At 63.9% G+C, this 26224-nt stretch carries 23 protein-coding genes; 10 read left to right on the top strand and 13 right to left on the bottom strand.

Annotated elements, in window-relative coordinates:
• The 4 genes from O9Z70_RS04665 to O9Z70_RS04650 form a co-directional block, all read right to left on the bottom strand.
• On the bottom strand, window positions 1–825 hold the full coding sequence (locus O9Z70_RS04665) for a FadR/GntR family transcriptional regulator (protein ID WP_286021331.1): 825 nt from the start codon (window positions 823–825) through the stop codon (window positions 1–3).
• Window positions 826–1107: 282 nt separating this feature from the next.
• Entirely contained in the window at window positions 1108–2316 is a 1209-nt protein-coding gene (locus tag O9Z70_RS04660; protein ID WP_286021330.1) for an MFS transporter, read from the bottom strand.
• Between the two features lie 269 nt (window positions 2317–2585).
• Entirely contained in the window at window positions 2586–3296 is a 711-nt protein-coding gene (locus tag O9Z70_RS04655) for a DUF1428 domain-containing protein (protein WP_286021329.1), read from the bottom strand.
• A gap of 152 nt (window positions 3297–3448) precedes the next feature.
• Window positions 3449–3889 carry a glyoxalase superfamily protein gene (locus O9Z70_RS04650; RefSeq protein WP_286021328.1) on the bottom strand — a complete coding sequence of 147 codons (441 nt, stop codon included), beginning with the start codon at window positions 3887–3889 and terminating at the stop codon, window positions 3449–3451.
• A gap of 281 nt (window positions 3890–4170) precedes the next feature.
• On the opposite strand from O9Z70_RS04650, the gene O9Z70_RS04645 reads away from it, so the two are divergent.
• The gene (locus tag O9Z70_RS04645) at window positions 4171–4938 is read left to right on the top strand and encodes a sulfite exporter TauE/SafE family protein (RefSeq protein WP_286021327.1); all 768 of its coding nucleotides are present in this window, start codon (window positions 4171–4173) and stop codon (window positions 4936–4938) included.
• A 75-nt stretch (window positions 4939–5013) separates the two neighbouring features.
• Here O9Z70_RS04645 and O9Z70_RS04640 read toward each other — a convergent pair whose 3' ends face one another.
• The 3 genes from O9Z70_RS04640 to O9Z70_RS04630 all read right to left on the bottom strand — a co-directional run bounded on the left by O9Z70_RS04640 (window position 5014) and on the right by O9Z70_RS04630 (window position 9669).
• Window positions 5014–7107, bottom strand: coding sequence for a molybdopterin-containing oxidoreductase family protein (locus O9Z70_RS04640; protein WP_286021326.1), 2094 nt, complete (start codon window positions 7105–7107; stop codon window positions 5014–5016).
• A gap of 99 nt (window positions 7108–7206) precedes the next feature.
• Window positions 7207–7797, bottom strand: a complete 591-nt coding sequence (locus tag O9Z70_RS04635; RefSeq protein ID WP_286021325.1) for a hypothetical protein — start codon at window positions 7795–7797, stop codon at window positions 7207–7209.
• A 294-nt stretch (window positions 7798–8091) separates the two neighbouring features.
• Window positions 8092–9669 carry an MDR family MFS transporter gene (locus tag O9Z70_RS04630; RefSeq protein ID WP_286021324.1) on the bottom strand — a complete coding sequence of 526 codons (1578 nt, stop codon included), beginning with the start codon at window positions 9667–9669 and terminating at the stop codon, window positions 8092–8094.
• 140 nt (window positions 9670–9809) lie between these two features.
• Between O9Z70_RS04630 and O9Z70_RS04625 the strand changes: the two genes are divergently transcribed.
• Entirely contained in the window at window positions 9810–10421 is a 612-nt protein-coding gene (locus O9Z70_RS04625; protein WP_286021323.1) for a MarR family winged helix-turn-helix transcriptional regulator, read from the top strand.
• A 57-nt stretch (window positions 10422–10478) separates the two neighbouring features.
• A complete protein-coding gene (locus O9Z70_RS04620; RefSeq protein ID WP_286021322.1) occupies window positions 10479–11690 on the top strand; it encodes an MFS transporter in 1212 nt (403 codons plus the stop codon).
• Window positions 11691–11710: 20 nt separating this feature from the next.
• Here the strand turns inward: O9Z70_RS04620 and O9Z70_RS04615 are convergent, their stop codons facing one another.
• Together O9Z70_RS04615 and ndk are read right to left on the bottom strand one after the other, a co-directional pair.
• Window positions 11711–13597, bottom strand: coding sequence for a DEAD/DEAH box helicase (locus O9Z70_RS04615; RefSeq protein ID WP_286021321.1), 1887 nt, complete (start codon window positions 13595–13597; stop codon window positions 11711–11713).
• A gap of 294 nt (window positions 13598–13891) precedes the next feature.
• Entirely contained in the window at window positions 13892–14314 is a 423-nt protein-coding gene (gene ndk, locus O9Z70_RS04610; protein ID WP_286021320.1) for a nucleoside-diphosphate kinase, read from the bottom strand.
• A 230-nt stretch (window positions 14315–14544) separates the two neighbouring features.
• Between ndk and O9Z70_RS04605 the strand changes: the two genes are divergently transcribed.
• Together O9Z70_RS04605 and O9Z70_RS04600 are read left to right on the top strand one after the other, a co-directional pair.
• Window positions 14545–16419: an ABC-F family ATP-binding cassette domain-containing protein gene (locus O9Z70_RS04605; protein ID WP_286021319.1), complete on the top strand. Its 1875-nt coding sequence runs from the start codon at window positions 14545–14547 to the stop codon at window positions 16417–16419.
• A gap of 370 nt (window positions 16420–16789) precedes the next feature.
• Entirely contained in the window at window positions 16790–17596 is an 807-nt protein-coding gene (locus O9Z70_RS04600) for a DUF4344 domain-containing metallopeptidase (RefSeq protein ID WP_286021318.1), read from the top strand.
• A 3-nt stretch (window positions 17597–17599) separates the two neighbouring features.
• On the opposite strand, the gene O9Z70_RS04595 is transcribed toward O9Z70_RS04600, so the two are convergent.
• Complete coding sequence (locus tag O9Z70_RS04595; protein ID WP_286021317.1) at window positions 17600–18046, bottom strand: DNA polymerase III subunit chi; 447 nt, start codon at window positions 18044–18046, stop codon at window positions 17600–17602.
• Between the two features lie 101 nt (window positions 18047–18147).
• Here O9Z70_RS04595 and O9Z70_RS04590 point away from each other — a divergent pair, with 101 nt between their 5' ends.
• The 5 genes from O9Z70_RS04590 (at window position 18148) to rsmA (ending at window position 23512) form a co-directional block, all read left to right on the top strand.
• The gene (locus O9Z70_RS04590) at window positions 18148–19218 is read left to right on the top strand and encodes an LptF/LptG family permease (protein WP_286021316.1); all 1071 of its coding nucleotides are present in this window, start codon (window positions 18148–18150) and stop codon (window positions 19216–19218) included.
• Window positions 19215–20288 (top strand): LptF/LptG family permease, encoded by a 1074-nt coding sequence (locus O9Z70_RS04585; RefSeq protein WP_286021315.1) that lies wholly within the window; start codon window positions 19215–19217, stop codon window positions 20286–20288. The genes O9Z70_RS04590 and O9Z70_RS04585 overlap by 4 nt, the downstream gene beginning before the upstream one ends.
• A gap of 91 nt (window positions 20289–20379) precedes the next feature.
• Window positions 20380–21267: a peptidylprolyl isomerase gene (locus O9Z70_RS04580; protein WP_286021314.1), complete on the top strand. Its 888-nt coding sequence runs from the start codon at window positions 20380–20382 to the stop codon at window positions 21265–21267.
• A 404-nt stretch (window positions 21268–21671) separates the two neighbouring features.
• Window positions 21672–22673, top strand: a complete 1002-nt coding sequence (gene pdxA / locus O9Z70_RS04575) for a 4-hydroxythreonine-4-phosphate dehydrogenase PdxA (RefSeq protein ID WP_286021313.1) — start codon at window positions 21672–21674, stop codon at window positions 22671–22673.
• Window positions 22670–23512, top strand: coding sequence for a 16S rRNA (adenine(1518)-N(6)/adenine(1519)-N(6))-dimethyltransferase RsmA (gene rsmA / locus O9Z70_RS04570; protein WP_286021312.1), 843 nt, complete (start codon window positions 22670–22672; stop codon window positions 23510–23512). Before pdxA ends, rsmA begins: the two co-directional genes overlap by 4 nt.
• Window positions 23513–23563: 51 nt before the next feature.
• Here the strand turns inward: rsmA and gmk are convergent, their stop codons facing one another.
• Genes gmk through mltG form a run of 3 tightly spaced genes read right to left on the bottom strand, consistent with a single transcriptional unit; the run spans window position 23564 to window position 26202 of the window.
• Entirely contained in the window at window positions 23564–24202 is a 639-nt protein-coding gene (gene gmk, locus O9Z70_RS04565; RefSeq protein ID WP_286021311.1) for a guanylate kinase, read from the bottom strand.
• A gap of 9 nt (window positions 24203–24211) precedes the next feature.
• Window positions 24212–25099: a YicC/YloC family endoribonuclease gene (locus O9Z70_RS04560; protein WP_286021310.1), complete on the bottom strand. Its 888-nt coding sequence runs from the start codon at window positions 25097–25099 to the stop codon at window positions 24212–24214.
• Complete coding sequence (mltG, locus tag O9Z70_RS04555) at window positions 25096–26202, bottom strand: endolytic transglycosylase MltG (protein ID WP_286021309.1); 1107 nt, start codon at window positions 26200–26202, stop codon at window positions 25096–25098. The genes O9Z70_RS04560 and mltG overlap by 4 nt, the downstream gene beginning before the upstream one ends.
• Window positions 26203–26224 lie beyond the last annotated feature (22 nt).

Genomic DNA, 26224 nt, shown 5'->3' with positions numbered 1-26224 from the left:
TCAATCCTTGTTCCTGCTTTGCTCGGGCAGATATCGGCGCCCATGGGCAAGGTGCCTGGCCAGCAACCGGCCGTAAGCTTCGACGTCGCGCTGGCGGAGCGCCTCGATCAGCGCTTGGTGTTGCCGAAAGGCCGCGTCCGTTCCGCGGGCATTCTTCCCCAGTTCCATCAGCCGCTGAATCGGCTCGCCCAGCACCCGGTAGGTCCGGCTCAGCACGGCATTTCCACCCAGATCGATCAGCAGCGCGTGAAATTGATAATCATGCGCGGCCTGCTCGCGCAGGTCGCCGGCGCTGGCCATGTTCCTGTTGATGGCTTCCAGTTTTTCTATGGTCTCCGGTCCGCAGCGCTCGGCCACGCGGGAAGCGATCCCGCTTTCCAGAACCTGTCGGAATTCCTGGATATCGTCGAATGTCTCACGGGTCAGCGGCATGCTGGAAAAAGCCACACCCATGATGTGATCGAGGTTCGCGCTCTTGATCACGGTGCCAAGACGCGGTGAGCGATCGACCACGCCATAGACCTGCAATACTTTGATGGCCTCCCGCAGCGTATTGCGGCCGATATCGAATTGCTGCGCCAATTCCCGTTCCGGCGGCAGCACATCGCCTTCGTGCAATTCGCCGCGCTCCAGCATGGCCAGGATGGCGCGAACGACATCGTCGCTTTGACGCTGCGCAGCTTTCGGCGCTGGGCTGAACTTACCCTTCAAGACATCACCTCTATGGTAGGACCATACTACCAAGATTGTTGCGTGGGGTGTCAAGGGGCGATTATTCCGCGCGTCGAGCGCGATCCTGGCGCGACGGCCGTCGATACCGTCCACCACAACGGTCAGGTTCTCGCTCAGCTTGTCGGATAGGTGCTTAGTCCATGACGCGCCCGACGACGGGCGTCACGGGCGCTGCGTCAGGGATTGGAAGCTCATGGGATCGCGTTCGCCGCATCCCGATATATCCTGTAGATCAGCGACGGTGAACGGGGCGGTTGGGCTAATGCCGAACACCACGCGGAGTCGAAGCTTGCCGCGTGGCAGCCCCGGGCTTCAAACGGAAATCAGGGAGGACCGAGCTTCCGCCACGCGTCATTCCAAGACGAAGGAGCGGAGCTATTTGCTGAGGTGATCCGGCATCCTGGGGAGGAAGATCGTGAGCAGGCCGGCCAGCGGCAGGAAAGAGCAGAGCCAGAATACGTATGAGATTCCCTGCACGTCGGCGAGAGCGCCCAGGGCAGCCGCAGCGATGCCCGCCGCTCCGAAGGCGAAGCCGAAGAAGATGCCTGCGACCATACCGATCCGTCCGGGCATCAGTTCCTGCGCGAACACCACGATGGCGGAGAAAGCCGACGAGAAGATCAGGCCGATGATGATCGTGAGGATAATCGTCCACTGCAGATTCGCGAACGGCAGGAGAAGTGTGAAAGGCAGCACACCAAGGATCGAGAACCAGATCACGAATTTCGGTCCGAAGCGGTCGCCGATCGGGCCTCCCATGAAGACGCCGATTGCGGACGCTCCCAGATAGGCGAAGAGCATCAACTGGGCGTCCTGTACGCTGACCAGGAACTTATCGATGGCGAAGAAGGTGTAGTAGCTCGACATGCTGGCAATATAGGCGTTTTTGCTGAGCGTAAGAATGGTGAGCACTGCCAGCGCAATATAGGTCGTGCGCTTGTCGAAGATCAGCTCGGTGCCAGCTGCCGCCTTGCCTGCATTGGCGCGCTGGTGCGCAGCATACCAATTGCCCACGCGCCACAGGATAAACATGCCAACGAAGGAGGCAATCGCGAACAGGCTGACGCTCCTTTGCCCATTCCCGATGACGACGAAGGCAGCCAGAAGCGGGCCGATGGCCGAGCCGGCGTTCCCGCCGACCTGGAACAAGGACTGGGCAAAGCCGTGGCGTCCCCCGGAGGCGAGGCGGGCGACGCGACTGGATTCGGGATGGAAGATGGCCGAGCCCAGACCCACGAACGCAGCGCCGAGCAGCAGCAGCCAGTATGTCTGCGCGAAGCCGAGGATGACGAGCCCCACCATGCTGGAGACCATGCCTACCGGCAGCGAGTATGGCAAAGGGTGCCTATCCGTATAGATGCCGATCGCGGGCTGCAGCAGCGAGGCGACGCATTGGAAGGTCAGGGTGAGCAGGCCGATCTGGACATAGTCCAGGCCATAACTGGCCTTGAGGATGGGATAGATGGCCGAGAGCAGCGACTGCATAATGTCGTTGATCATGTGGCAGACGCTGACGGCCACAATGATGGAAAGGGTGGTCTTGCTGGCGATTCGTGTCGCCGATCCGCTTGCTATGGTGCTCACTGCCGCTCCTGCGCAGCCGCGAACGCGACTGCGATCCTGTTGGTGAAAGCAATCGCCGGGAATGTAATTGTTACATCGATGCACTGCTAAATCGCAGCGTATAACGCGCAAAACCGGGGCCTCAAGGCCAAAACCGAGCCTTTCGTCCACACCTCTGGAAGATTGGAATGGGGCGCCATTGCCGTTGGGCAGCTTTCGACGCCAAATCGGCCATTCTAAAGCGCCGGCCCGCCACCTGATGAGGAGCGGGCGCGGGCCCGGTTTTCCTTCTAGAGATCAACGACCGGTTCAAAACCGCCCATGATCGAGCGGGAGGCGTCCCAGATTTTCGGATCGGGGGCAATACGGGGATCTTTCATCAGGATTGCCCAGGCGGCGTCGCGCACTTGCCGAGATGGCCACTCGATGAAGGAAAAGCCGATGGTTTCGTCAGCCTTGGCGGCGACGGCACGCTGGAAGTCGGTCGTTTCGCCAGGAGGCACGTCATCGCCCCAGGTGTCGACGACGCGCAGCGCGCCCTGCTCAATAAGCAGCGGCGCCTGGGCCTGAGCGGCGGCGCGATAAGCCTCCTTATTGGCGAGGGGAACCGGGGAAATCATGCCATCGACATAGCCCGGCCTGGCCTTAGCACCAGTGTCGTTGAGGACTTCGAAGCCGCCATAGATCATGCGCGCGGCGTCGAATGGCATGTCCGACATGTCCTGGGCGTCGGGATCGTTCATCATATCCTCACCGGCCTTCTTGCGGGTGGCGCGGTCGGGATACTCGACCCAGGAAAAGAGCGGCACTTCGCCCTCTTCCAGCTTGGTGGCTCGATAGAAATCGGTCTGCTTGCCGCGGGGCACGTCGTCGGCCCAGGTTTCTACCAGGCGCGTGGCGCCGAGCTTCTTGAACAGGTCCACAGCTGTGCTGGCATGGGCGATGTATTTGTCTTTGTTGGCGGCCGGAACGGCCAACATGAAGCCATCAATATAGGTCATGACGGGTCTCCTATCGGGTTGCGTCTACCTCAACGACGAGTAGGCATGCGGAGTTTCGACAGGATTTGGGCGACCAGCAGGCCGTACGCGACGTCGCTCCTGTCGGAGAGTTCGAACCGAGGTCCGAACTCTCCGGAACCCACAGGAATGGATCAGGCTTTCAGCAGCCGCATTTGTGGCTGGCCGTTGCCGCGCCGGGCGGGTGAGATACCGTGGATGTCCACCGTTGCGGTCACGCGCTGGCGATGGGCGGCGAACATGAAGGTGGGGGTGACGTTGACGGGCTCGTCGAAAAGCACGGTCACCGTGTAGAGTTGCATATTGCCCGATAATTGCACGCCGATCAGCAGACCGGTGAAAGGCTGTTCGAGATAAAAACCCTTTACCCGCATGCCGACCTGGAAGGGGACGGCCACGCGATCCGGCAGGGCGGCGCGGGCAGTGTTCCAATCGCGATAGCCGTGGGCGCGGGCAATCTCTTCGAGAGCGGCGCCATGGGTGATCGGCTGGCCGGCGCGGGCGCGTTCGTCGCGCAAGGTCCTGGCTTCCAGCTTGAGAGTCTGGACAGAGGGGATATCGAGGGAAAAAGACATGTTCGGGTCTCTCCAATCGGAGGCGACTTCTTGCATGGGGCCCGCATTGCCATGATGCGCCTTGGGAGAAAACAACCGAGGGATCATTTCAAGGGCTGGACTTCACCATGGATCGCAACGATCCGCGGGCGGCAGGCGCCAGCAGCCGGAATGGTAGATGCGCCCGGCGATGGGGTAAGTCAAGGGCAGCGCGATCAATTGCGGCAAGGGCCCATCGGACAATTATGCTAGGCGAGCGGCCGGCCCGCAGCTAGGAACGGGCCAGCCGCGACGAGGGAATCATGACAGAGATATTGCTATTGCTGGCCGGCCTGGTGGGCGGGGCGCTCAATTCGCTGGCCGGCGGGGGCTCGTTCATCGTGTTTCCGGCATTGTTATTTGCGGGCGTGCCGCCGGTCTTGGCCAATGCGTCCAACACCTATGCCGCCCTGCCCGGCTATGTGAGCGGCGCGGCGGGCTATTGGAAATCCTTCGCCGCATACAAAAACCGATTGATCGCCTATGGCATCGTCTCGGTGCTGTTCGGCTATGCCGGGGCAGAATTGCTGCTGGTCGTGTCGGATGAGCTATTTTCCAAGAGCGTGCCTTGGCTGATGGCCTTTGCCGTCGCGCTGTTCGTGTTCGGCAATCAGATCAATGCGGCGCTCAGGGCGCGCGGCGGCGAGCGCCGCGGCATGAAGGCGCTGGGCTCGGCGCTATTGCTGGTGCTGCTGGCGGCGGTCTGCGTCTATGGCGGATTCTTCAATGCTGGCCTCGGCATATTGCTGCTGGCCTTCCTGGCCATGGCGGGGATGACCGACATTCATGCCATGAACGGGCTCAAGCTTTACGTTTCGTCCATCGTGGCATTGGTGGCGGTGGTGCGGTTTGCACTCAGCGGGAGCATCGACTGGTATCACGGCTCGATCGCGCTGGCCGGCGTGACCATTGGCGGCTATGTGGCGGCGCGGCTGGCCCATCATATTCCGACGCTCTGGATCCGGATCGGCGTGATCGTCTATGGGGTGGGAATGACGGGGTATTTCTTCTGGGACGCCTATTTCGTCTAACCGGTATTCCCGGAGGTCTATGTAGCGCCGGCGCATGTCGGCAGACACCGCAGGTCAGGTTCGGACACCCCTGCCCTATTCCGCCTTCCTGATCCACACGGCGGCGTCGTGGAAGGCGGCGCCTCCGAAGGGGGGTGCGGGATCGGCGCTGGTGAGGGTGTTGATGCCCCGGCCGCCGCGATGGGCCTTGTTGCGATGCAGGCCCTCGGCGATGAGAACGCCGGTACACAGCCCGGCATGGAGGCGAGCGGTCAGCTCGACCGAGCCCCGACGATTGCCGACGACCACCCCTTCCCCCTCGCCGATATCGAGACGGAGGGCATCTTCGGGATGGATGAAGATAGCGGGCTCGCCTTCGCGCTTCAGGCTCCCCGGGGTCTGGTTGAAGGATGAATTGAGGAAGGCGCGGGCCGGGCTGGTGGCGAGCTTGAACGGATGTTCCTCGTCCGTCGCTTCGTTGATGGCCCAATGGTCGGCGAAAAGCGGCATGATGGCCGGGTCGCAGGACCAGCGATAACCCTTCTTGTCGGCCACGTCCTGCCAGTTCGGCTTGAAGCGGAAGCGGCGGTCGGGCCAACCGAATCCCTGGGCGAAGCGGGCTGCTTCGTCGGGACGTTCGCGGTCGACAAAGCCGGTCTTTTCGACCTCTTCCAGCGCCGGATAGCCGGAGCGCACGAAAGTGTCGGCCACCACGTCCCGGTCATTGGTGTGGAAGGTCGGCTCGTCGTTGCCGAGGCGCAGGGCGATGGCGTTGATGACGGCATGGTTGGAGCGGGCTTCGCCCGGCGCCTCGACCACCGCCGGCCCATAGAGTACGCGGGTATGGCCGCCGCGCGTGTAATAGTCATTGTGTTCGAGGAACATGGTGGCGGGCAGCACGATATCGGCCAATTCCGCCGTTTCGGTCATGAATTGCTCATGGACGACAAGGAACAGGTCCTCGCGCGTCAGTCCCTGGCGCACCAGCGCCTGGTTGGGCGCCACGCAGGCGGGATTGGTGTTCTGCACGATCATGGCGTGGACCGGCGCGCCGCCCTGCAGCGCCTTGGCATCGCCGGTGAGAATGGGCCCGATCTCGGACATGTCGAGCAGGCGCGGCGCGCCCTTTTGCAGATGCCTGCCTTCAAGCTGGGACTTGTCGAGGCCCCAGGTGCCGGAATTGGAGTGAAAAGCGCCACCGCCGCGATGCTGCCAGGCGCCGGTCATGGCTGGGATGCACAAAGCGGCGTGAACGGCGGTGGTGCCATTGCGCTGGCGTGAAAAACCATAGCCGAGGCGGAAGAAGGTGCGGGGCGTCTTGCCGACGAGATGCGCGAAGGCTTCGATCTCGGCGACGGAGAGGCCGGTGATTTCCGAAGCCCATTCCGGCGTGCGCGTAGCCAGATGCGCTGCGAATTCGGGCGAGAAATCGGTATATCTGGCCATATAGGCGCGGTCGGCGAGATTGTCGCGCAGCAGTACATGCATGGCGGCGACGGCAAGCGCCCCATCGCTGCCGGGCCGCAGGACCAGCCCCATATCCGCCTGTTCCATGGTGGCATTGCGGTAGATGTCGATGACCACGATCCTGGCGCCGCGCGTCTTCCTGGCGCGCATGGCATGCGTCATGACATTGACCTGGGTATGCACGGCATTGGTGCCCCAGATAACGACGCAATCGGCCTCGGCCATCTGCTCGGGATTGACGCCGCCCAACAGGCCGGTGCCGGCAATATAGCCCGGCCAGGAGAGGCCGACGCAAATGGTTTCATATTGGTGGGAATAGCCGCGCACGGCGCGCAGGCGCTCGATGCCGTCGCGATGCACATGGCCCATGGTTCCGGCGTAGAAATAGGGCCAGACGGATTCGGGGCCGTGGCTTTGTTCCACCGCCAGAAAACGCGCCGCGATTTCATCCAGTGCCTCGTCCCAGGAGATGCGCTGCCACTGCCCTGCCCCCTTGGGGCCGACACGGCGCATGGGATACAGCAGGCGGTCGGGATGATGGATGCGCTCGGCATAGCGCGCGACCTTCTCGCAGATCACGCCGGCCGTATAGGGGTCGTCCTTGGCGCCGCGGACGCGACCCACCGAGCCGTCGGGCAGGATATCGACATCCAGCGCGCAGACCGATGGACAATCATGCGGGCAGACGGAGCGGATAGTGCGTTGCGGGATGGGCGCGTTCATGCGGAAAGGCTAAAGGAGCCGAGGAAAGGCCGCAATCGTATTGTGATGCTGAACCTCATGGTTCGACAGGCTCACCATGAGGTCCGTGCGGCGAAGGCGCTAAGCCGCGAACGCCCTGGTGGCGGATTCCGCGTTGCGCTTTGCCCTGGTGGCGGCGTGTTTGGCCAGTTGAGCGGCGCCGCCGTGAAATTGCGAGAAGGTGATGCGCCCATTGGTGCCATGGATGGTGATGCCGCGCCAATTGGGCCGCACGGCGCGCACATCCGCCCAGTCGAGACTGGTTTGCCGGCCCATGGCCGAACGATGGCATATTTGGCGATTGTCCCAGCGGGTATGGGTGAAAAGCCCCGCCATGCCGATGCCGACCGATCCGGCGGCAAGAAGCAGCACCGCGATATAGGTGGCGATGAGCTGGGTGCTGTCCGCTACGCTGCCCATGACGATGACGGCAAAGAGCAGCACAGCCGCCAGCGCGGCCGCCCCGTAACAGGCGAAATATTCGACCAGCGAGGGCCGCAGCTCGGCCCAGCCGCCTTCCACCACGATGCCCTCTTCCGGCTGGACCAGACGCAGGGCGAGGAAAGCCGCATAACCGAAGGCCACCACCCCCGCCGCGCGGGCCAGCGGCAGATGCTCGGTAACAGGGACGTGCTTGAGAATGATGAGAAAGCTGATCGTGAACAGTGGCAAAGCCACTTCCTGCCAACGCAAAGGCACTGTTGTTTTCTCCAGATGCAGGCCGGTGACGCAATTCGGCAGAGCTGATGCCGCAAGAAGGCCGCATTGGCGGCGATTTGGCTATTCACATTTCCGCCATATTGCGGCACCGCCAAGAAACAGGAGCTCGAGGGGCTTGAGAAAATGATTCAGCCGCTTGAAAAACTGAATCCGATGCCTCGTCCAAGTTACGGAAAAATCTGCTCTTTCGGCCGCTGCGGCGGGTGACCCCCGCAAAGGCGGGGGCCTTGTTCGGTGTTACCCGGGCTAGCGCGTCGAAACGATAGGGGCGCCGACTGCGGCGGCGGCGGCATCTTCGCCGGCCTCGAATTCGGCCTCCGGCTCCTGGCGCAGCGTGGTGGCAAGGGGCCGCTCCTCCAGCAGGAAGGAAAGGGCGAAGGCAAGGACAGCCGCGCCCGCCGCCGTGTAGAAGACGGGATGCAAGGCGCTGGCAAAGGCTTCCAGAACCATGTTGCGCACGGGTTCGGGCATGGCTGCGACGGCCTGAGCGTTGAAGCTGCTGCTGCCGCCGCCTTCCGGCATGATGGAGCCGAGGCGCGAGGCGAGGCCGCTGGAGAAGATGGCGCCGAAGACCGAGACGCCGATGGAGCCCCCGATCTGCCGAAACAAGGTTGCGCCGGCGGTGGCGACGCCCACCAGGCTGCGGTCGACGGCGTTCTGCGTGGCGGTGACGCTGACGCTGTTGACCGGACCGATGCCTACGCCAACCAGGAACATATAGAGCCCGACCTGCCACGAGGGGGTGTCGAGCTGCATATTGGCGAGCAGCAGCATGCCGATGATCAGCATGAAGGTGGCGAAGATCGGCAAGTTCTTATACCGGCCGGTGCGGGTCATCAGGAAGCCGGCGGCCATCGAGGCGCCGATCAGGCCGAGCATCATGGGCAGCAATTGCAAGGCCGAGTCGGTGGGAGAGATGCCCTTGGCCAATTGCAGATACATGGGCAGGAAGGTGATGGAACCGAACATGGCCATGCCGACCAGAAAACCGATTGCGCCGGTGACCGCGAAAGTATTGTTGCGGAACAGCGCCAGCGGCAGGACCGGCTCGGGGGCGCGGGCCTCGACCCAGAGGAAGGCGGCGAGCGCGGCAATTGCGAAGACCACCAGACCGATGATCTGCACCGAGAACCAGGGCCAGGTATTGCCGCCCAGCGAGGTGGCGAGCACGAAGGCGGTGAGGCCGCCGGAAAGCAGGACGAAACCGGCATAATCGATGCTGTGCTTGACCCGTTCGCCGCGCGGCTTCAGGGCAAAGGCGATAACGACGAGCGCCAGAACGCCCAGCGGCAGGTTGATGAGAAAAATCCACTGCCAGGACAGATGTTCGACGATGAAGCCGCCGGCCAGCGGCCCGACAATGGTGGCAACGCCGAATATGGCGCCGAACAGACCCTGTATCTTGCCGCGCTGGCGTGGGGGAATGATGTCGGCCACCACGGTCATGGCCACCACCATCAGGCCGCCGCCACCAAGCCCCTGGATGGCCCGGGCGATGATGAGGAAGGTCATGGACGTGGCCATGGCGGACAGCATGGCGCCGACGAGAAAGATGAGAATTGCCGCCTGCAACACGATCTTGCGGCCGTAAAGGTCGCCAAGCTTGCCATAAATCGGGGCAACCACGGTGGAGCTCAACAGATAGGCGATAACCACCCAGGTCAGGTGATCGAGACCGCCGAGCTGGCCGACAATGGTGGGCAGCGCGGTGGATACGATGGTCTGACCGACCGAAGCCAATAGCAGCGTGACGGCGACAGCGCCGATGACCAGCTTTACAGACTGGCCCTGCGGCGCTTCGGCCGGTTGAACGGGTTCAGACATTAAGGCAATCCTTGAAAACCAAATGGCCGGCATTGGCGCCGACCCTTGCGAAACAAATTATTCGCGCATATGTGTGCTTCATGCAATTACATGTCAATAGCACGTAATTGCCGGAAGCATGTGAAAATTGCGAGGCTGCCATGCTATTGGGCGACAAGACCGAACTGAGTGCCCTGCTGCGCGAGGCCGGGATAAATAACCAGACCATCGAGGCGGTGATGAATATCGACGCCTTGATGCAGAAGTGGCGGCGGCGTGCCATGAAGCGCGAATTGGGCACGCGCGCGCTGGTCGATCTCAAGGTGGGGCTCGACCTGGCGCAGCTCGATGTCCTCTATGCGATCGAGGGCCCCGCCCCGGAATTCGGCGAGGCGGGCGGCGAAATCATGGTCGCCACTGTGGCCGAGCGCCTCAATATCGATCCGTCGCGGGCCAGCCGGCTGGTAAGCGAAATGGTGGAGCAGGGTTTTGCGCGCCGGGCGGTCAGCCAGGCGGATGCGCGCCGCACCATCATCGAACTGACCGAGCGCGGCCAATCGGTGGTCGACGCGGTGCGCGCCTATAAATTCCTGATCATGGGCGACTTCCTGGGTGAATGGGAGCCGGCGGAATTGGCAGCTTTCGTGCCCCTGCTCAAGCGCTTCGGCAATTGGATGGACAGCATCGACCCGGCGACGGAAAAGCATGCCGCCGGGATCGCCACGCTGGCGCGCAGCATCGGCACGGCGGAAGCGGTACCCGAAACGATTTAAATGGACAGAATGCCGCCGGCGCGCTAGCCCTCCCCGCCACCTGGGGAGGATGTTCCCATGACCGCGCCGAAGCGCCTGCCCGTTACGGCCCTGCTGGGCGCCAACATGTTCTTCTCGGGCGTCACCTATGCCGCCACCATGCCTTACGCTTCGGTGGTGGGCGTGGAAACGCTGGGCATGTCGCCGGGCTGGTTCGCCAGCGTCATGGCGGCGGGGTCAGTTTTGGGCACCCTGGTATCACTGTCCCTGGGCTTTATTTCCGACAAATTGCCGGACCGGCGCCTGCTGGTCCTGGTCACGGCCATGGCCGGCATTGTTGCCCATGGAATGATCTATGCTTGGCCCGACCAGTGGAGCTTCGCGCTCGCCATGGCATTGGTCATGCCGATTGCCGGCGCCTGCTATTCGCAGTGCTTTGGCTATGTGCGGGTCTATTACCTCAAGCATATGCCGGAGCGCGCCGATTTCATGGTGACGGCACTGCGGACGGTGTTCACGATTGCCTGGATCGTGGTGCCGCCCCTGGCCGGGTGGGTGGCGGCGGAGTTCAGCATTTTCAACGTCTATCTCGTCTCATCGCTGAGCTATGCCGCCATCGGCGGTATTTTCGCGCTGCTGATGGCCGACAAGGCAACGGCGGCGCAGATGCCGGCGCCGGTGCGAGCCGAGGGGGCTTCGCTGTTGTCGAGCTTCGCGCTGCCCCTGGGCACGCTGGCGGGGCTGCTGGGGCTGGTGGTGATGACGGCGGCGATGCGCATTCTCACCTTTACCGTGCCTCTGTTCATTGTCACCGATCTCGGCGGGACGGTCGCCGATATCGGCTATTATGCGGGGATCACGGCGGCGGTGGAGGCGCCCTGCATGCTGCTTCTCGCCTATCTGACGACGCGGCTGAGCAAGGAGACATTGCTGGCCGCCGCCGGGCTGGTCATGGCAGCATTCATCGGCCTGACCAGCATCCTGACCAGCATGAGCGCGTTCTACTGGCTGCTGATCCTCAATGGCCTCGGCACGGCGGCGCTGATGAGCGTCAATATTTCCTATGTGCAGGACGCCATCAAGGGGCGGGTGGGGCTTTCGACCTCGCTGATGGATGTGGTGGCGATTGCCGCCAACCTGCTCGGCGCCACCGCCTTCGGGCTGCTAACTACCAGTGGCGACTATCGTTTTGCGCTGGCAGTGGGTGCCGGCGTATCGGTGCTCGGCGCCGCCATCATGGCCGGCGGCAATTGGCGCCGGCTGGGCGGGTTGCAGGCGGCAAGCGCCTGATCTGACAGCCTTTATTCGGGTCAGTCGGCGCTGCGGCGCTTCTTGTGGTCCTTGGGCTTGGCGGCCTTCTTCTTGGGCTGACGAGCTTCGCCTTCGGCGGCCGGCTTGGCCCATTTGGGCTTGCCCTTGTCCTGGGGCACCGGCTTGGGCGGGCGCGGAGATTCCGCTGTTGTTTCAAAGTCTTCCGCCTTGAGCGCCGAGGAGCCATAGCGTTGTTTTCTATCGGCTTTCTCGGGACGCGGGGCCAGCGGATCATAGCGCTCGGGCGGGCCAGGCGGGCGGCGTTTGGGTTGCGGACGCTCCGGCCGCTCGCCGGGTCCGTCAATGGCCGAAATATGAACGCCACGTTCGCCGGTGCCGTTCTTGCCGACCGAACGCAGGAAGCTGTCGACCTTGTCGGCGGCGACTTCAAAAATGGTTTCGGTGTCAAAAATACGAATGGAACCAATGGCTTGCTTGGTGACGCCACCGGATTTGCAGATCATCGGCAAGAGCCAGCGGGGCTCGGCGCGCTGCTTGCGGCCCACATTGACCCTGAACCAGGTGCCGCCGGCAAATTGTTCGCGGGTGCGGGGCTGGCGGCTATCCTCCAGCGCGGCGGCGGTAATATCTTCGGGGACCGGGCGGGCCGCCAATTGCAGGCGCAGATAGGCCGCGGCCAGTGCCTTGGCGGGCCATCTGGCTAACAGACTGCTAACGCTGACCTGCTCATCTTCGGTGATTTCACCGCTTAGCAGCGCATTGGCGAGAATGGATTGGCGATAGCGCGCATCGATCGCCTCGGCGGTGGGCGGCGCGATGTTTTCGGCTTCCACCTTGGCGGTGCGCAGAATGGAAAGAGCGACGCGCTTGCGATGCGCCGGGGCGATGACCACGCAGGTGCCCTTGCGCCCGGCGCGACCGGTCCGGCCCGAACGGTGCAACAGGGTTTCGGCATTCATCGGCAAATCGGCATGGATGACCAGATCGAGATTGGGCAGGTCGATGCCGCGCGCGGCGACGTCGGTGGCGACACAGATGCGGGCGCGGCCATCGCGCATGGCTTGCAGCGCATTGGTGCGCTCGGCCTGGGTCAGCTCGCCCGAAAGGGTGACGACATCGAACCCGCGATTATGAAGGCGGGCCGAGAGATGCTTCACCGCTTCGCGGGTGGAGGCGAAGACCAGGGTAATGGTGTTTTCATACCAGAGCAGCGTGTTGATGACGGCGTTTTCACGCTCGGCGGCGGGAACCGACATCAGCTTGTATTCGATATCGGCGTGCTGCTGGCCGGTGCTGGCGGCAGTGATGCGCAGGGCGTCGCGCTGGAAGGTCTTGGCCAGTTCCGCGATCTGCTTGGGCACCGTGGCGGAGAACAACAGGGTGCGGCGGTCTTCCGGGGCGGTGGCCAGGATGAATTCGAGATCTTCGCGGAATCCCAGATCGAGCATTTCGTCGGCTTCATCGAGCACGACGGCGCGGAGCGCCGACATGTCGAGGGCGCCGCGGGTGATGTGATCGCGCAGACGCCCGGGCGTGCCGACGACGATATGGGCGCCGCGCTCCAGCGCACGGCGCTCGGTGCGCTGATCCATGCCGCCGACGCCGGCAGCGGTCTGGGCGCCGGTCTCGGCATAGAGCCAGGTCAATTCACGCTGCACCTGCATGGCGAGTTCGCGGGTCGGCGCGATGACCAGGGCCAATGGCGCGCCGGGGGGCGGCAGCATGTCCGCCTCGCCGAGCAAGGTGGGAGCGATGGCCAGGCCGAAAGCCACGGTCTTGCCGGAACCGGTCTGGGCGGAGACCAGCAGGTCGCGGCCCGCAGCATTGTCCTCGATAACGGCGGATTGAACGGGCGTCAGCGCGTCGTAGCCCTTGGCTTCGAGGGCGCGGGCAATGGGAGCGAGAATGGTTTCGGGCAGGGACATGGGCAGCTTTCGGTGTTGCGCCTCAAGCGCAATTCAACGCGGTGTCATTCCCGCGAAAGCGGGAATCCCGGTTGTACAAGACGGTATCGCAAATAGAGGTTCCCGATTTCGCGGGAATGATCCGGTGGTGTTTGGCGTTCTGTAGCACAAGCAAGCAAAAAGGCCGCCCCGGCTGGGCGGCCTGATATTGGGTGGCGGAAGGATCGTCCCGGCCCGTCGCAAGGCTCAGGGCGTTCGTCCCTCAAATTGCTCCACCGGAGCAATTTGCCGGCTGGCTATGCCAGCCGTCGGAACTCACCCGACGAGTTCGTCATCGGTGAAGAAGAACTTGATTTCCTCGGCAGCGGTTTCCGGGGCGTCGGAGCCGTGGACGGAATTTTCGCCGACCGAAAGGGCGAAAAGCTTGCGGATCGTGCCTTCGGCGGCGTTTTCCGGATTGGTGGCGCCCATGATCTCACGGTTCTTGAGGATGGCGCCTTCGCCTTCCAGCACCTGGACCACGACCGGGGACGCGATCATCTGCTCGACCAACTCACCGAAAAAGGGGCGCTCCTTGTGGACCGCGTAGAAGCCTTCGGCCTGTTCGCGGGTCATGTGGATCTTCTTGAGGGCGATCGGGCGCAGGCCGTTCTCTTCGAATTTGGCGATGATCTGGCCGATCAGGTTACGGCGGACGGCATCGGGCTTGATAATGGAGAAGGTGCGTTCGATCGCCATGGCGGTCATGTCCTGCATTTACGTGGGAAAGGTGGGGCCTTTTAACGGGAGTGCGTGGAGGGCGCAAGACGGGAGAGGGCGGGTAACGTGGAACGCTGGCGGCGGCATGGCGCCGCAAGCCGGTTGCCATATCGGCGGCGAGTCCCTAATTCCAGCGACAGGAATTTTCATGCGTCCCCTGCCCCAGCGGCGTGCGCGGGATGTGACGCCTTGCGGATCGATCGATTGACATGCTGAGTATCAATAATCTTACCTATCGCATTCAGGGCCGTGTGCTGCTGGAAGATGCCAATCTGGTGCTGCCGGATGGGGCCAAGGCCGGTTTCGTCGGCAAGAACGGCACCGGCAAGACCACGTTGTTTCATCTGATCCAGGGCCATATCGGGCCGGATGCGGGCTCCACCGAGGTCAATAGAAGGGCACGGATCGGGGCGGTGGCGCAGGAAGCGCCGGCCGGCGAGGAAAGCGTATTGGAGGTGGTGCTGGCCGCCGACAAGGAGCGCTCGGCGCTGATGCTGGAAGCGGAGACGGCGACCGATCCCGACCGGATCGGGGAAATCTATACGCGGCTGGCCGATATCGACGCGCATACCGCCGAGGCGCGGGCCTCCTCGATCCTGAAAGGGCTGGGCTTCGAGCAGGAGCGGCAGAATGCGCCGACGCGGGAGCTGTCGGGCGGATGGCGCATGCGGGTGGCGCTGGCCGCCGTGCTGTTCAGCCAGCCGGACCTGCTGCTGCTGGACGAGCCGACCAATTATCTCGATCTCGAAGGTACGCTGTGGCTGGAAAAATATCTCGCCACCTATCCCTATACGGTATTCCTGATCAGCCACGACCGTGACCTGCTCAACAAGGCGGTCAATTCCATCGTGCATCTCGAACATCGGAAACTGACCTATTACAAGGGCAATTACGACACGTTCGAGCAGACGCGCCGCATGCAGATGGAGCTCAACAACAAGAGCCGCGAGAAGACGCTGGACCAGATCGCGCATCTGCAAAAATTCGTCGACCGCTTCAAGGCCAAGGCGACCAAGGCCAAGCAGGCGCAGGCGCGGGTCAAGATGATCGAAAAGCTCAAGCCGCCCGAGGCGATGTTCGACGAGCACGCCGCGCCATTCCAGTTCCAGCAGCCCAAGGTGGACCTGCCGACGCCGATGATCACGCTGGACGGCGTGTCCACCGGCTATGGCGACAAGGTGATCCTGCGCCAAATCACCCAGCGCATCGACCCGGATGCGCGCATCGCGCTGATCGGCGTCAACGGCAATGGCAAGTCGACCTTCGCCAAGCTGCTGGCCGGCGACTTGCCGGCGATCGACGGGCAGATGCGGATCAACAAGAAGCTGGATATCGCGCATTTCGCCCAGCACCAGATGGACAAGCTCCGGCCCGAGGAAACGCCATTGGAGCATGTGACGCCGCTGATGCCGCTGGACAACGAAGCCAGGCGGCGCAGCCGGCTGGCGCAGATGGGGCTGACCACCAGCCGCATGGATACCAAGGCCAAGAATCTCAGCGGCGGCGAGCGGGCGCGGCTCCTGATGGGTCTGATCACCTTTTCGGGGCCATCGATGATGATCCTCGACGAGCCGACCAACCATCTCGACATCGACAGCCGCGATGCGCTGGTCTTCGCGCTCAACGATTACCAGGGCGCGGTGCTGATCATCAGCCATGACCGGCACCTGATCGAGGCGACCTGCGACACGCTGTGGATCGCCGAGGACGGCACGATCCGCGAGCTGGACGAAGACCTCGACAGCTACCAGCGCAGCATCACCTCGGCCAAGGACAAGAGCGGCGGCGGAGGCTCCGGCTCGCGCAAGGCGTCCAAGGCCTCCAAGCAGGAAGCGGCGGCGCGGCGGGCCGAACTGGCGCCGCTGAAGAAGGCCATCAACGAGGCCGAGAACAAGATGGGACGCCTGCGCACCGAGATCGACAAGATTGAGGCGCAATTGGCCGATCCCAAGGTTTATGGCGGACCGGCGGACCGGATGATCGCGCTGGGCAAGGACAAGGCGCGGTTCAGCACCGATCTGGAGAGCATCGAGGAGAAATGGCTGGCGCTGAGCGCGGAGCTGGAGGAAGCGGAGCGGGTTTAGGGGGAGACTGCCGATGTCGGACGGCCGCAGCACCGCTCTCGGCTCCTCCCCTCAAGAGAGCTGCCGCATCTGAGCCGGAACGCGAAATGCCCGCTATTGCGTTCCCCTCTGTCAAGCGCCCCATAGACCTCATGGTGAGCTTGTCGAACCACGAGGTCGCGGCCGCGGTGTTACCGACCTCGTCCTTCGACAGGCTCAGGATGAGGCCTGTGACAGAGATGAGGTCTACGGGAAAATTGGGCGCGCCCACCTGAACCATTGCCCTCGGGGGAAGCGGCCCGGCACTCATGAAAGCCTTCACCACGTCCGGGCGATGGCGTTGACAGGGTGGCGTGGGTGACTTCTTGTGGGTGGAGACGACGAGGGACCCATGCGACGCCTGCTGTTCTTGCTGACCATGCTTCTGGCAGGTTTGGTTGCCGCACCGCTCCAGGCATCGGATGTGCTGAGCGGCCTCAGCAAGGTCCAGCGCGCCGAAGGGTTGCGGTTTGCAGTCAATAACAGCCTGTTCACGCTCTATCACGAGGTGGCGCATCTGCTGGTGGACAAGCTGAACCTGCCGGTCCTGGGCCGCGAAGAGGATGCCGCCGACAATATCGCCACCTGGATCCTGCTGCAAAAGGGCACGCCCGACGCCAACCAGACGCTGGAGGACGCCGCCAAGGGCTGGATGCTGTCGAGCTTCGCCTATGGCGATATCTTCAACGACGACGATTATGCCGCCGGCTACAGCCCCGACCGGCACCGCTCCATGCAGATCGTCTGCATGATGGTGGGCGCCGATGGCGCGGCGTTCCGGCCGGTGGCCAATTCCTATGCCATGCAGGCGGAGCGCCAGCGGAGCTGTCATTTCGATTATGAGGCGATCGACCGCTCCATCCGGGCGCTGCTCGACAGGCCCGGCAGCGGCACGCAGGTGGATGTGCGCTATCACGATGGCGGCAGGCGGCTGCGCATGGCCGAACGGGTGTTCCGCAGCAGCGGCATATTCGACGAGGTGGCCGAGGAAGTGCGCCGCGGCTACCGGCTGGACGGCAAGGTGAAGTTCACGGCGCGGCGCTGTGGCGAGCCCAATGCCTTTTACGACATCGAAGAAACGGAAGTGATCTTCTGCTACGAATTGGTGCAGGACTTCCTGGAAATGTATGTGGGCGAATTGCCGGCCATGGCGAAGTAAGGGTCAGGCCTTCTTGACCCAGCGGCCGTTTTCTTCCTGCTGCCAATAGGTGACTTCATTGCCGTCGCGCAGCGCCCTCCAGGCTAGCCGCGCCTCGGCGAGCGCCTCGGGGTCATGGCCGGAAAACAGATAGACCAGCCGCTGATAGCCCTCGGCGGATTGCGGCACGGCGCGATCGACGAAAAACCGCACCGAGGCGCCGTTGGGATTGTCCGGCTCGGTGGTGAGCAGAATGGGCTGCAGCGCGTCGGTCTCATCCCCGGCCAGGGCGTGGGGCAGGAAGCTGTCGTCGCGATAGGTCCAGAGATGGCTGTCCAGCGCCTCGGCGCGTTCGCGCGAGCCGATTTCGACCACGGCGCGCCAGCCGCGCTCCAGCGTCTTTTCCAACAGAACCGGAACGACGGATTCGAGGGGGCGGGCTTCGAGATGATAGAAAAGGATTTCGGCCATGGCCGGAGCTTACCGTTTCGGCAGCCGCTTCGCCTAGTGCCATTGTTTCGGGACGCGAAGTGCCGCAAGGTGCGCGCCGATCCGGACTCGAACGAATCTCGATGAGAAAGCTCACTTCCTATCTGACACGGCTGTTCGCGGTCGATGCGCTGGTCCTGTTCGGGATCGTGTGCGTATTGCTGTGGCTGGTGAACTGCCTGCGCTCGTTCGAGGTGGTGTCGGTGAAGGGCCAGGGCTTCGGCACGCTGGCAGTGCAGGCGCTCTACACCATGCCGCCGCTGGCGCTGTCGTTTTTCTATATCTGCGTCGGCATCGGCATGGTGCGGGCGCTGACGGCGCTGCAAAACAGCCACGAATTGCACATCATCCATACCAGCCACGGCCTGCCGGGCCTGTGGCGGGCGGTGCTGGCAACGACAAGCGCCGCGGCGCTGGGCGCATTATTGCTGGCGCATGTGGCCGAACCCATGGCCAATCGGCAGCTCAACGTGCTGTCGGCGGCCATCGCCGCCGACCTGGTGAGCTCGACGCTCAAGCCCAATCGCTTCACCCAGGCGACGCCCGGCGTGGTCATGCTGATCGGCGGGCGCGAGGATGGCGGCTCGATCACCGAATTCTTCGCCGATGACCGGCGCGACCCCGACATGCGCCGCACCTATATCGCCCAATCGGCCCGGGTGATGGCGCTGGGCGACGATTTCATCCTGGAGTTGCATGACGGCACCTTGCAATATGTCGGGGCCGATGGACGCTATTCGGAAATCCGCTTCGCCCGCTATGACATCAACGTGGAAAGCTTGAGCCAGCCGGGGCTCCGGGTCGATCCATTGACGGAAAAGCACAGTTTCGAACTGGTCGGCGAGGCATTGGCCAGCGGCGAATGGCCGGCCAGGACGGTGCAGCACCTGCTCGACCGCTCCGCCGAAGCCCTGCGGGTGATCGGACTCTGCCTGTTCGTGCTCGCCATTGCCGGCTTTCCGAGCGGACGCCGCACCCGCATCCGCTTGCCGCTGGAGGCGGTGGTGATGGTGGTGGCCTTCGTCGAGCGGGGCATCGGCTCCTATAGCCCGCTGGGCACCGGAACCGGCGCAATCCTGCTGATCGGGCTCTCCGCCCTGATCCTGGCCATCCGGCTCTGGCCGCGCCGGCCGATCGTGGAGGCGCCGGCATGATGAACCGCATCGACCGGCTGGTACTGGCGCGGATCGGCAGCCGCGTCGCCATGACCGTGCTGATCTTCTATGGCCTGATCGCCCTGGTGGAATCGCTCGATACCTGGCGCTTCAATCACGTGTCCAATCAGAAGGGCCTGCCGACCGCCATCCTGATGGTGGCGATGAGCGCGGTGCGCTGGACCATCAAGACGCTGCCGGTGACGGTGCTGCTGGGCGGCATATTGGGGCTGGCCGACCTCAAGGCGCGGCACGAGCTGACGGTGATCAAGGCCAGCGGCATCTCGATCTGGCGGGTGCTGCGGGCCCCGGTCGCCGTGCTGGTCATCGTCAGCTTCTTCATCGCCCTGGGCGCGGAGACCATCAGCACCCAGATCAACCGCGAACTCAATCCGACGCCGCCCGGCCAGGCGGCCGAATTGACCCCGCCCGGCGAAATCTGGCTGGAGCAGCGCCATGAGGATGTCCATTACGTGCTCATGGCCCGCAGCATGGCGGCGGACCGGGCATCGCTGGGCAATGTCACCCTGTTTTATCTCAGCCCCAATGAAATTGCCCGGCTCGAAGCCGAGGAAGCCATTCTGGACGGCGGCTTCTGGCACATGAAGGTGGCGCTGGCGCGCACCGCCAGCGCCCCGCCCTATCGCATCCTGGACGTGCGCGTGCCGACCAGGTCCTCACTGGCCGAAATCGAGCTGAAAACCGCCTCGACCGAGGACCTGACCTTCTTCGAGCTGGCGGAACTGCTGCAACATGGCGTCGCCGACCCGATGGTGCGGGCCGCCACCAGCATGCGGCTGATCAAGCTGCTGGCGCTGCCGCTGGTGCTGGCCGGCTCGCTGATGATCGCCTTCGCCTTCACCGCCGGCTATAGCCGCAATACCCAATTCGGCCCCTCCGTACTCTATGGCATGGTGCTGGGCTTCGTGGTTTTCGTCATTACCGAAATGGCTGACCGGGGCGGCTCGACCGGTGTGCTCGACCCGGTTTTCGCCGCCGTGGGCCCGGCGATTGTCGCAATCGTGATCGGGCTTACCGTATTGCTCTATAAGGAAGACGGGTGGACTTAACCCAATTCGGAATTTGGCCGTATTCCTCGGCCAATTGACAGCAAGGACCGGACGCCGCATTGAAGGCGCCGAGAAACGAGCGGACCCGACCATGACATTTGCAGATTTCCGGCGCGCAGCCGCCGTCCTGTTCATTGCCTTGACCGTGGCGGCAGGCGCCGTCCTGCCCGCCCAGGCGGCCACCGTGGTAACGGTGAATGGCGAGCCGATCAGCGATGTGCAGGTCGATCAGCGTCTGCGCCTGTTCCGCATGGAAGGCAATAATACCGGGCGCAATGGCGCGCTGGAGCAATTGATCACCGAAGCCATCCAATTGCAGGAAGCCAAAAGGCTCGGCATTTCGGTTTCCAATGCCCAGGTGGATTCGGCACTGTTGCAGATCGCCCGCAATCTCAATGTCAGCCGCGACCGGCTGCAACAGATGCTGCAACAGGGCGGCGTCAGCGGCGATACCTTGCAGGCGCGGCTGCGCGCCGCCATTGCCTGGAACGCGGTGACCGAGCAGGCGGTGATGCCGCAGGTGCAGATTTCGGAACTGGAGCTGGACCAGCAGGCCGCCCAGAAAGTCGCCGATTATCAGAATTTCGACTATATCCTCCAGGAAGTGACCTTTATCGGCGGCGGTGGCCGTTCCGGCCAGGCCAATAATTTCCGCTCCAATTTCGCCGGCTGCGGGACGGCGGTGGAATTGTCGCTAACCTTCAACGATGTGGCCGTGGTCGATATCGGCCGGCGGCACGCCACCCAGATGCCCGAGGCGATTGCCCGGGAACTGGCGGGGCTCAATGTCGGCGGCATCACCAAGCCGCGCGCCACCGAAGCCGGCCTGGCCATGCTCGCCGTATGCGAGAAGGTGCAGGCGCAGGACCTCACCTTCGTCAAGGGCGGGCTGCGCGAAGAGGCCGGCAGCGGCGCTTACGAGCGGGAAGTGAAGGCCTATCTCGACCGCCTGCGCGCCAACGCCAAAATCATCCGCTAAGAGCAGGGCCGGGTGACCACGGCGTCATTGCCGCGAAAGCGGGAACCTCTGTTAAACGGAGGCCCCCCGCATTCGCGGGGGTGACACCGGGAAAAGATGCGGAAGTTATGCATCTACGGCTCCCTCCCTGTTGAGGGCACTTCGAGCCAAGTTGTCTCGGGATGTGAGACCTTTCGCCCCCTCCCCCTTGAGGGGAGGGTCGGGGAGGGGGTGCTGCGGTTCCTACACATCCGGGAGTTTCGCCCTCGCTCCGCCACCCCCACCCTCAATCCCTCCCCTCAAGGGGGAGGGAGGCGCAGGAACCGCCGATCCTGTCGGCGAAGCAAGCACCCATTGTAAACACTCCCCCTTGAGGGGAGGGAGCCGAAGGCCGAAACTGCGTTGGATTCGAAATGCAAAACACAATGACGATTCCATTGGCAGTAACCATGGGCGAGCCGGCGGGGATCGGGCCGGATCTGGTGCTGGGACTTTATGCCGAGCGGCGGGCGCGGGGTTTGCCGGCTTTTGCGGTGTTCGGGCATGCGGGATTTCTGCGGGCGCGGGCCGAGCGGCTGGGGCTGGATATCGCTATTGCCGAGGCGGGACTAGACGAGGCGGCGGAGCTGTTCGACTCGGCTTTGCCGGTGATTTCCATCGCGGGCCAGGTGGCGGACCGGCCCGGCGAGCCCGAAATGGCGGCGGCGCCGGTGGTGATCGAGGCCATCGCCCAGGCGGTGCTGGCGGTGCTGGCCGGGCAATGCCGGGCGGTGGTGACGGCGCCGATCCACAAGGGCGCCCTCTACCATGCCGGGTTCCGGCATCCGGGGCATACCGAATTTCTTGCCGAGCTTTGCGCCAGGGGCGACCCGCCGAAACTGCCGGTAATGATGCTGGCGCATGAGCAATTGCGCACCGTTCCACTGACCATTCACGTGCCGCTCAAAGACGTGCCGGGGCTGGTGACGCAGTCGCTGATCGTCGAGACGCTGCGGGTGATGGCGCACGATCTGCGGCAGCACTTCCATATCGAAGCGCCGCGCATCGCCGTGGCCGGCCTCAATCCCCATGCCGGCGAGGATGGCTCCATCGGCCGCGAGGAGGTGGAGATCATCGCGCCGGCCATCGCCGAAGCCCGGACGGCGGGAATCGACGCCATCGGCCCCCTGCCCGGCGATACGCTGTTCTATCCGCCGCATTGGCGGCAATATGATGCGGTGCTGGCCATGTATCACGATCAGGCGCTGATCCCGATCAAGACCGTCGCCTTCGATGCCGGCGTGAACGTGACGCTGGGCCTGCCCATCGTGCGGACCTCGCCCGACCACGGCACGGCGTTCACCCTGGCCGGCACGGGCAAAGCCTCCCCTGCCAGCTTCGCAGCCGCCATCGCCATGGCGCGTGACATGACGGCGCCCACAGCATGAGCCAGATCGACAATCTTCCGCCGCTGCGCGAGGTCATCGCCGCCCATGGACTGCGCGCCAAAAAGGAATTGGGGCAGAATTTCCTCTTCGACCTCAACCTGACTTCGCGCATCGCGCGGGTGGCCGGGGCGCTGGACGGGGTGCGGGTCATCGAGGTCGGCCCCGGCCCCGGCGGCTTGACGCGGGCGCTATTGGCGGAAGGCGCCCGGGAAGTCATCGCCATCGAGCGCGATGCGCGGGCACTGCCGGCACTGGCCGACATCGCCGCCGCCTATCCCGGGCGGCTGACGGTGATCGGCGGCGACGCCATGGAGATGGATTATCGCCTGCTGGCCGACGGGCCGACGCGGATCGTCGCCAACCTGCCCTATAATATCGGCACGCAATTGCTGACCGGCTGGCTGACCATGGAGCCCTGGCCGCCGTTTTTCGAAAGCCTGACGCTGATGTTCCAGCGGGAAGTGGCCGAGCGGATCGTGGCGCGACCGGGCGACGATGCCTATGGGCGGCTGGGCGTATTGGCCGGGTGGCGCAGCGAGGCGCGCATTGCCTTCAATGTCGGCCGCCAGGCCTTCGTGCCGCCGCCCAGCGTGACCTCGGCGGTGGTGCATATCGTGCCCAGGCCGGTGGAAGCGGGATTGCCGGTAAAGCTGGTGGAACAGGTGACCCGGGCGGCCTTCGGGCAGCGGCGCAAAATGGTGCGGCAATCGCTGAAATCGCTGGGCGTGCCGGTCGAGGACCTGCTGGCGGCGGCCGGGCTCAAAGGCGACGAGCGGGCGGAGGAATTGCCGATAGAGGCGTTCCTGGCCATGGCGCGGGCCTTGCCGGGGTTGCGGTAGCACCCCTTACCCACCGCCGGGGGTGGAATTGGCAGGCGCGCGAACGTCCTCTCAGTCCGAGCCAATCTGGTTCTGCAAATCCTTGACGAAGCTGTCGAGATTGAGCTGGCGGCGGCGGTCGAGGCGGGCGGAGGCGAGGATGGAGCGGACGCGGGCGACGGAGAGTTCGAGGTCCTCATTGACGATGACATAGTCATATTCGCCGTAATGGCCCATTTCGATCCGCGCATTCTTGAGGCGCTTTTCGATGGTGCCGACGCTGTCCTGGGCGCGGCGTTCGAGGCGGGCGCGGAGTTCCTTGATCGAGGGCGGCAGGATAAAGACCGTCACCATATCGGCGCGGGCTTTTTCGTAGAGCTGGAGCGTGCCCTGATAGTCGATGTCGAAGAGGATGTCGTTGCCGGCAGCGAGTTGCTCTTCGACCAGCGCGCGGGGCGTGCCGTAGAAATTGCCGTGGACCTCGGCGGATTCGAGCAGGCCGCCGTCGCGGCGCATCTGCTCGAAGGTCGGCACGTCGATGAAATGATAATGCTTGCCGTCGACTTCATCGGTGCGGCGGGCGCGGGTGGTGACGGAAACCGACAGGCGGATATTGGGATCGGCACCGAACAGCGAGCGCGATATGGAGGACTTTCCGGCACCCGATGGAGAGGCAATCACCAGCATGACGCCGCGGCGTTGAAAATCCATTTCGCAACTCTATTCGATGTTCTGAACCTGCTCGCGTAATTGATCGATAGCGGCCTTGAGGTCAAGGCCGATGGCGGTGAGCTCCACCGCGTTTGCCTTGGCGCAGAGCGTATTGGCCTCGCGGTTGAATTCCTGCGCCAGGAAATCGAGGCGCCGGCCCACCGGTCCGCCTGCGGCAATGAGCTGGCGCGCCGCCACGATATGGGCGCGCAACCGGTCCAGCTCTTCCTGGATATCGGCCTTGGTGGCCAGCAGCAGCGCTTCCTGGGCCAGCCGTTCCTGGGGCAAGGCGGCATCGTCGCGCAGGGCGGCGAGCTGGTCGCGCAGGCGCGCCTCGATATGGTCGCGCGAGCGGGCGGGATGGGTTTCGGCCCGGTCGGCAAGGGCGGAAATGGCGTCCAGCTGCGCCAGCAGGACCACGGCGATTTCGGCGCCTTCCTGGCGGCGGGAGACCTGGAGCTTGTCCACGGCCTCGCCGGCGCAGGCGAGCAGCAGGCCGGCGACGTCCTCCTCGTCCAGCTCCCCTGCCCCATCGTCGACTTCCAGGACGCCGGGCAGCGCCAGAATGCCGTCGAGGCGCGGCGGGGCGGCTTCGAGGCTCTGGCCAAGTTCTTCCAGCACGGCGAGCACCGATTGCAGCGCCTGCCGATTGACACGCACGGCGCCGCCCCTGGCCGTGCGGTCGAGCGTGGCGACGAGATTGACGGAGCCGCGGCTCAGCGATTTGGACAGCAATTGGCGCAGCGGGATTTCGAGGGCATCGAGACCCGAGGCGAGACGCAGGCGCATGTCGAGGCCCCGGCCATTGACCGACCTGATCTCGATGCGCAGGCGCATGGCCGGACTTTGCCGCTCGGCGCGGGCAAAGCCGGTCATGCTGGACAGGGCGGCGCTCACTCTGCGGCTTCGCCGGCTTCTTCGGCCTCCAGCGCCTGGCGGGCCGCTTCGGCCTCGGCCTCGGCCTGCGCCGCCGCTTCGGCCGCTATGGCGCGATAGGAGGCGACATTGCGCTGATGCTCAGGATAGGTCTCGGCGAAGACGTGGCCCTCGCTGGGCGTGGCCCCCTTGGCGACGAAATAGAGGTAATCGTGCGCATCCGGATTGGCGACAGCGCGCAGGGCATCGATGCCGGGATTGGCGATCGGCGTCGGCGGCAGGCCGTCGATCTGGTAGGTGTTATAGGCGGTCCTTTCCTCGATCTCGGAGCGGCGGATGCCGCGGTCGAGCGTCGATTGGCCCAGGGTGATGCCATAAATGATGGTCGGGTCCGATTGCAGGCGCATGCTGGTGCGCAGGCGATTGACGAATACGGCAGCGATCTGCGGCCGCTCGGAGGCTATGCCGGTTTCCTTTTCCACGATGGAGGCGAGGATCAGCAGTTCGGCGGGGGAGGCCAGCGGCAGATCGGGCTGGCGGCTTTCCCAGACCTCGGCCAGGGCCTGGGTCATGGCGAGCTGCATCTTTTCGAGAACGTCCTGCCTGGTATCGCCGGGGGTGATGTCATAGCTGCCCGGCAGGATGGAGCCTTCGGGCGGCAATTGCCCGATCACCCCGGTCAGCCGGTCATCGGCATTGATGCGCTGAATGGCCTGCCAGACGGTCCAGCCCTCGGGAATGATCACCGCATAGCGCAGCGGATTGCCCTGGGTCAGCTCGGTGAAAATGTCGGACATGCTGGCGCCGGCGGGAATGCGGAAATCGCCGGCCTTGATGAGGGTGTTCTGCTCGACGCGCGAGCCGAACTGGCTGAAGATCACCGAATTGCTGATCAGCCCCTGTTCTTCCAGGCGCGTCGCGGTGCTGGAGAGGGAGGCGCCCGATTCGACGCGGAAGACGCGCTCCTCGCTCAGCGGGCCATCGCCATAATATTGCGACGCCACGAAGATGAAGCCACCGGCCAGAACGACAAGACCGATAACCAGCAGGGTGAGAAGGCCGTTGAGGACGTCGATCAAGCCATTGCCGGAACGGCGGCGGCGCCGCTTTTTACGGTCATTCATCGGTTCAGCTTCACTCGCAAAG

Origin of the sequence: Devosia sp. YIM 151766 (assembly GCF_030285925.1) — a bacterium.
GTDB lineage: Bacteria > Pseudomonadota > Alphaproteobacteria > Rhizobiales > Devosiaceae > Devosia.
Note: the sequence above shows the minus strand (reverse complement) of the source record. Positions and strands in the feature narration are given on the sequence as shown.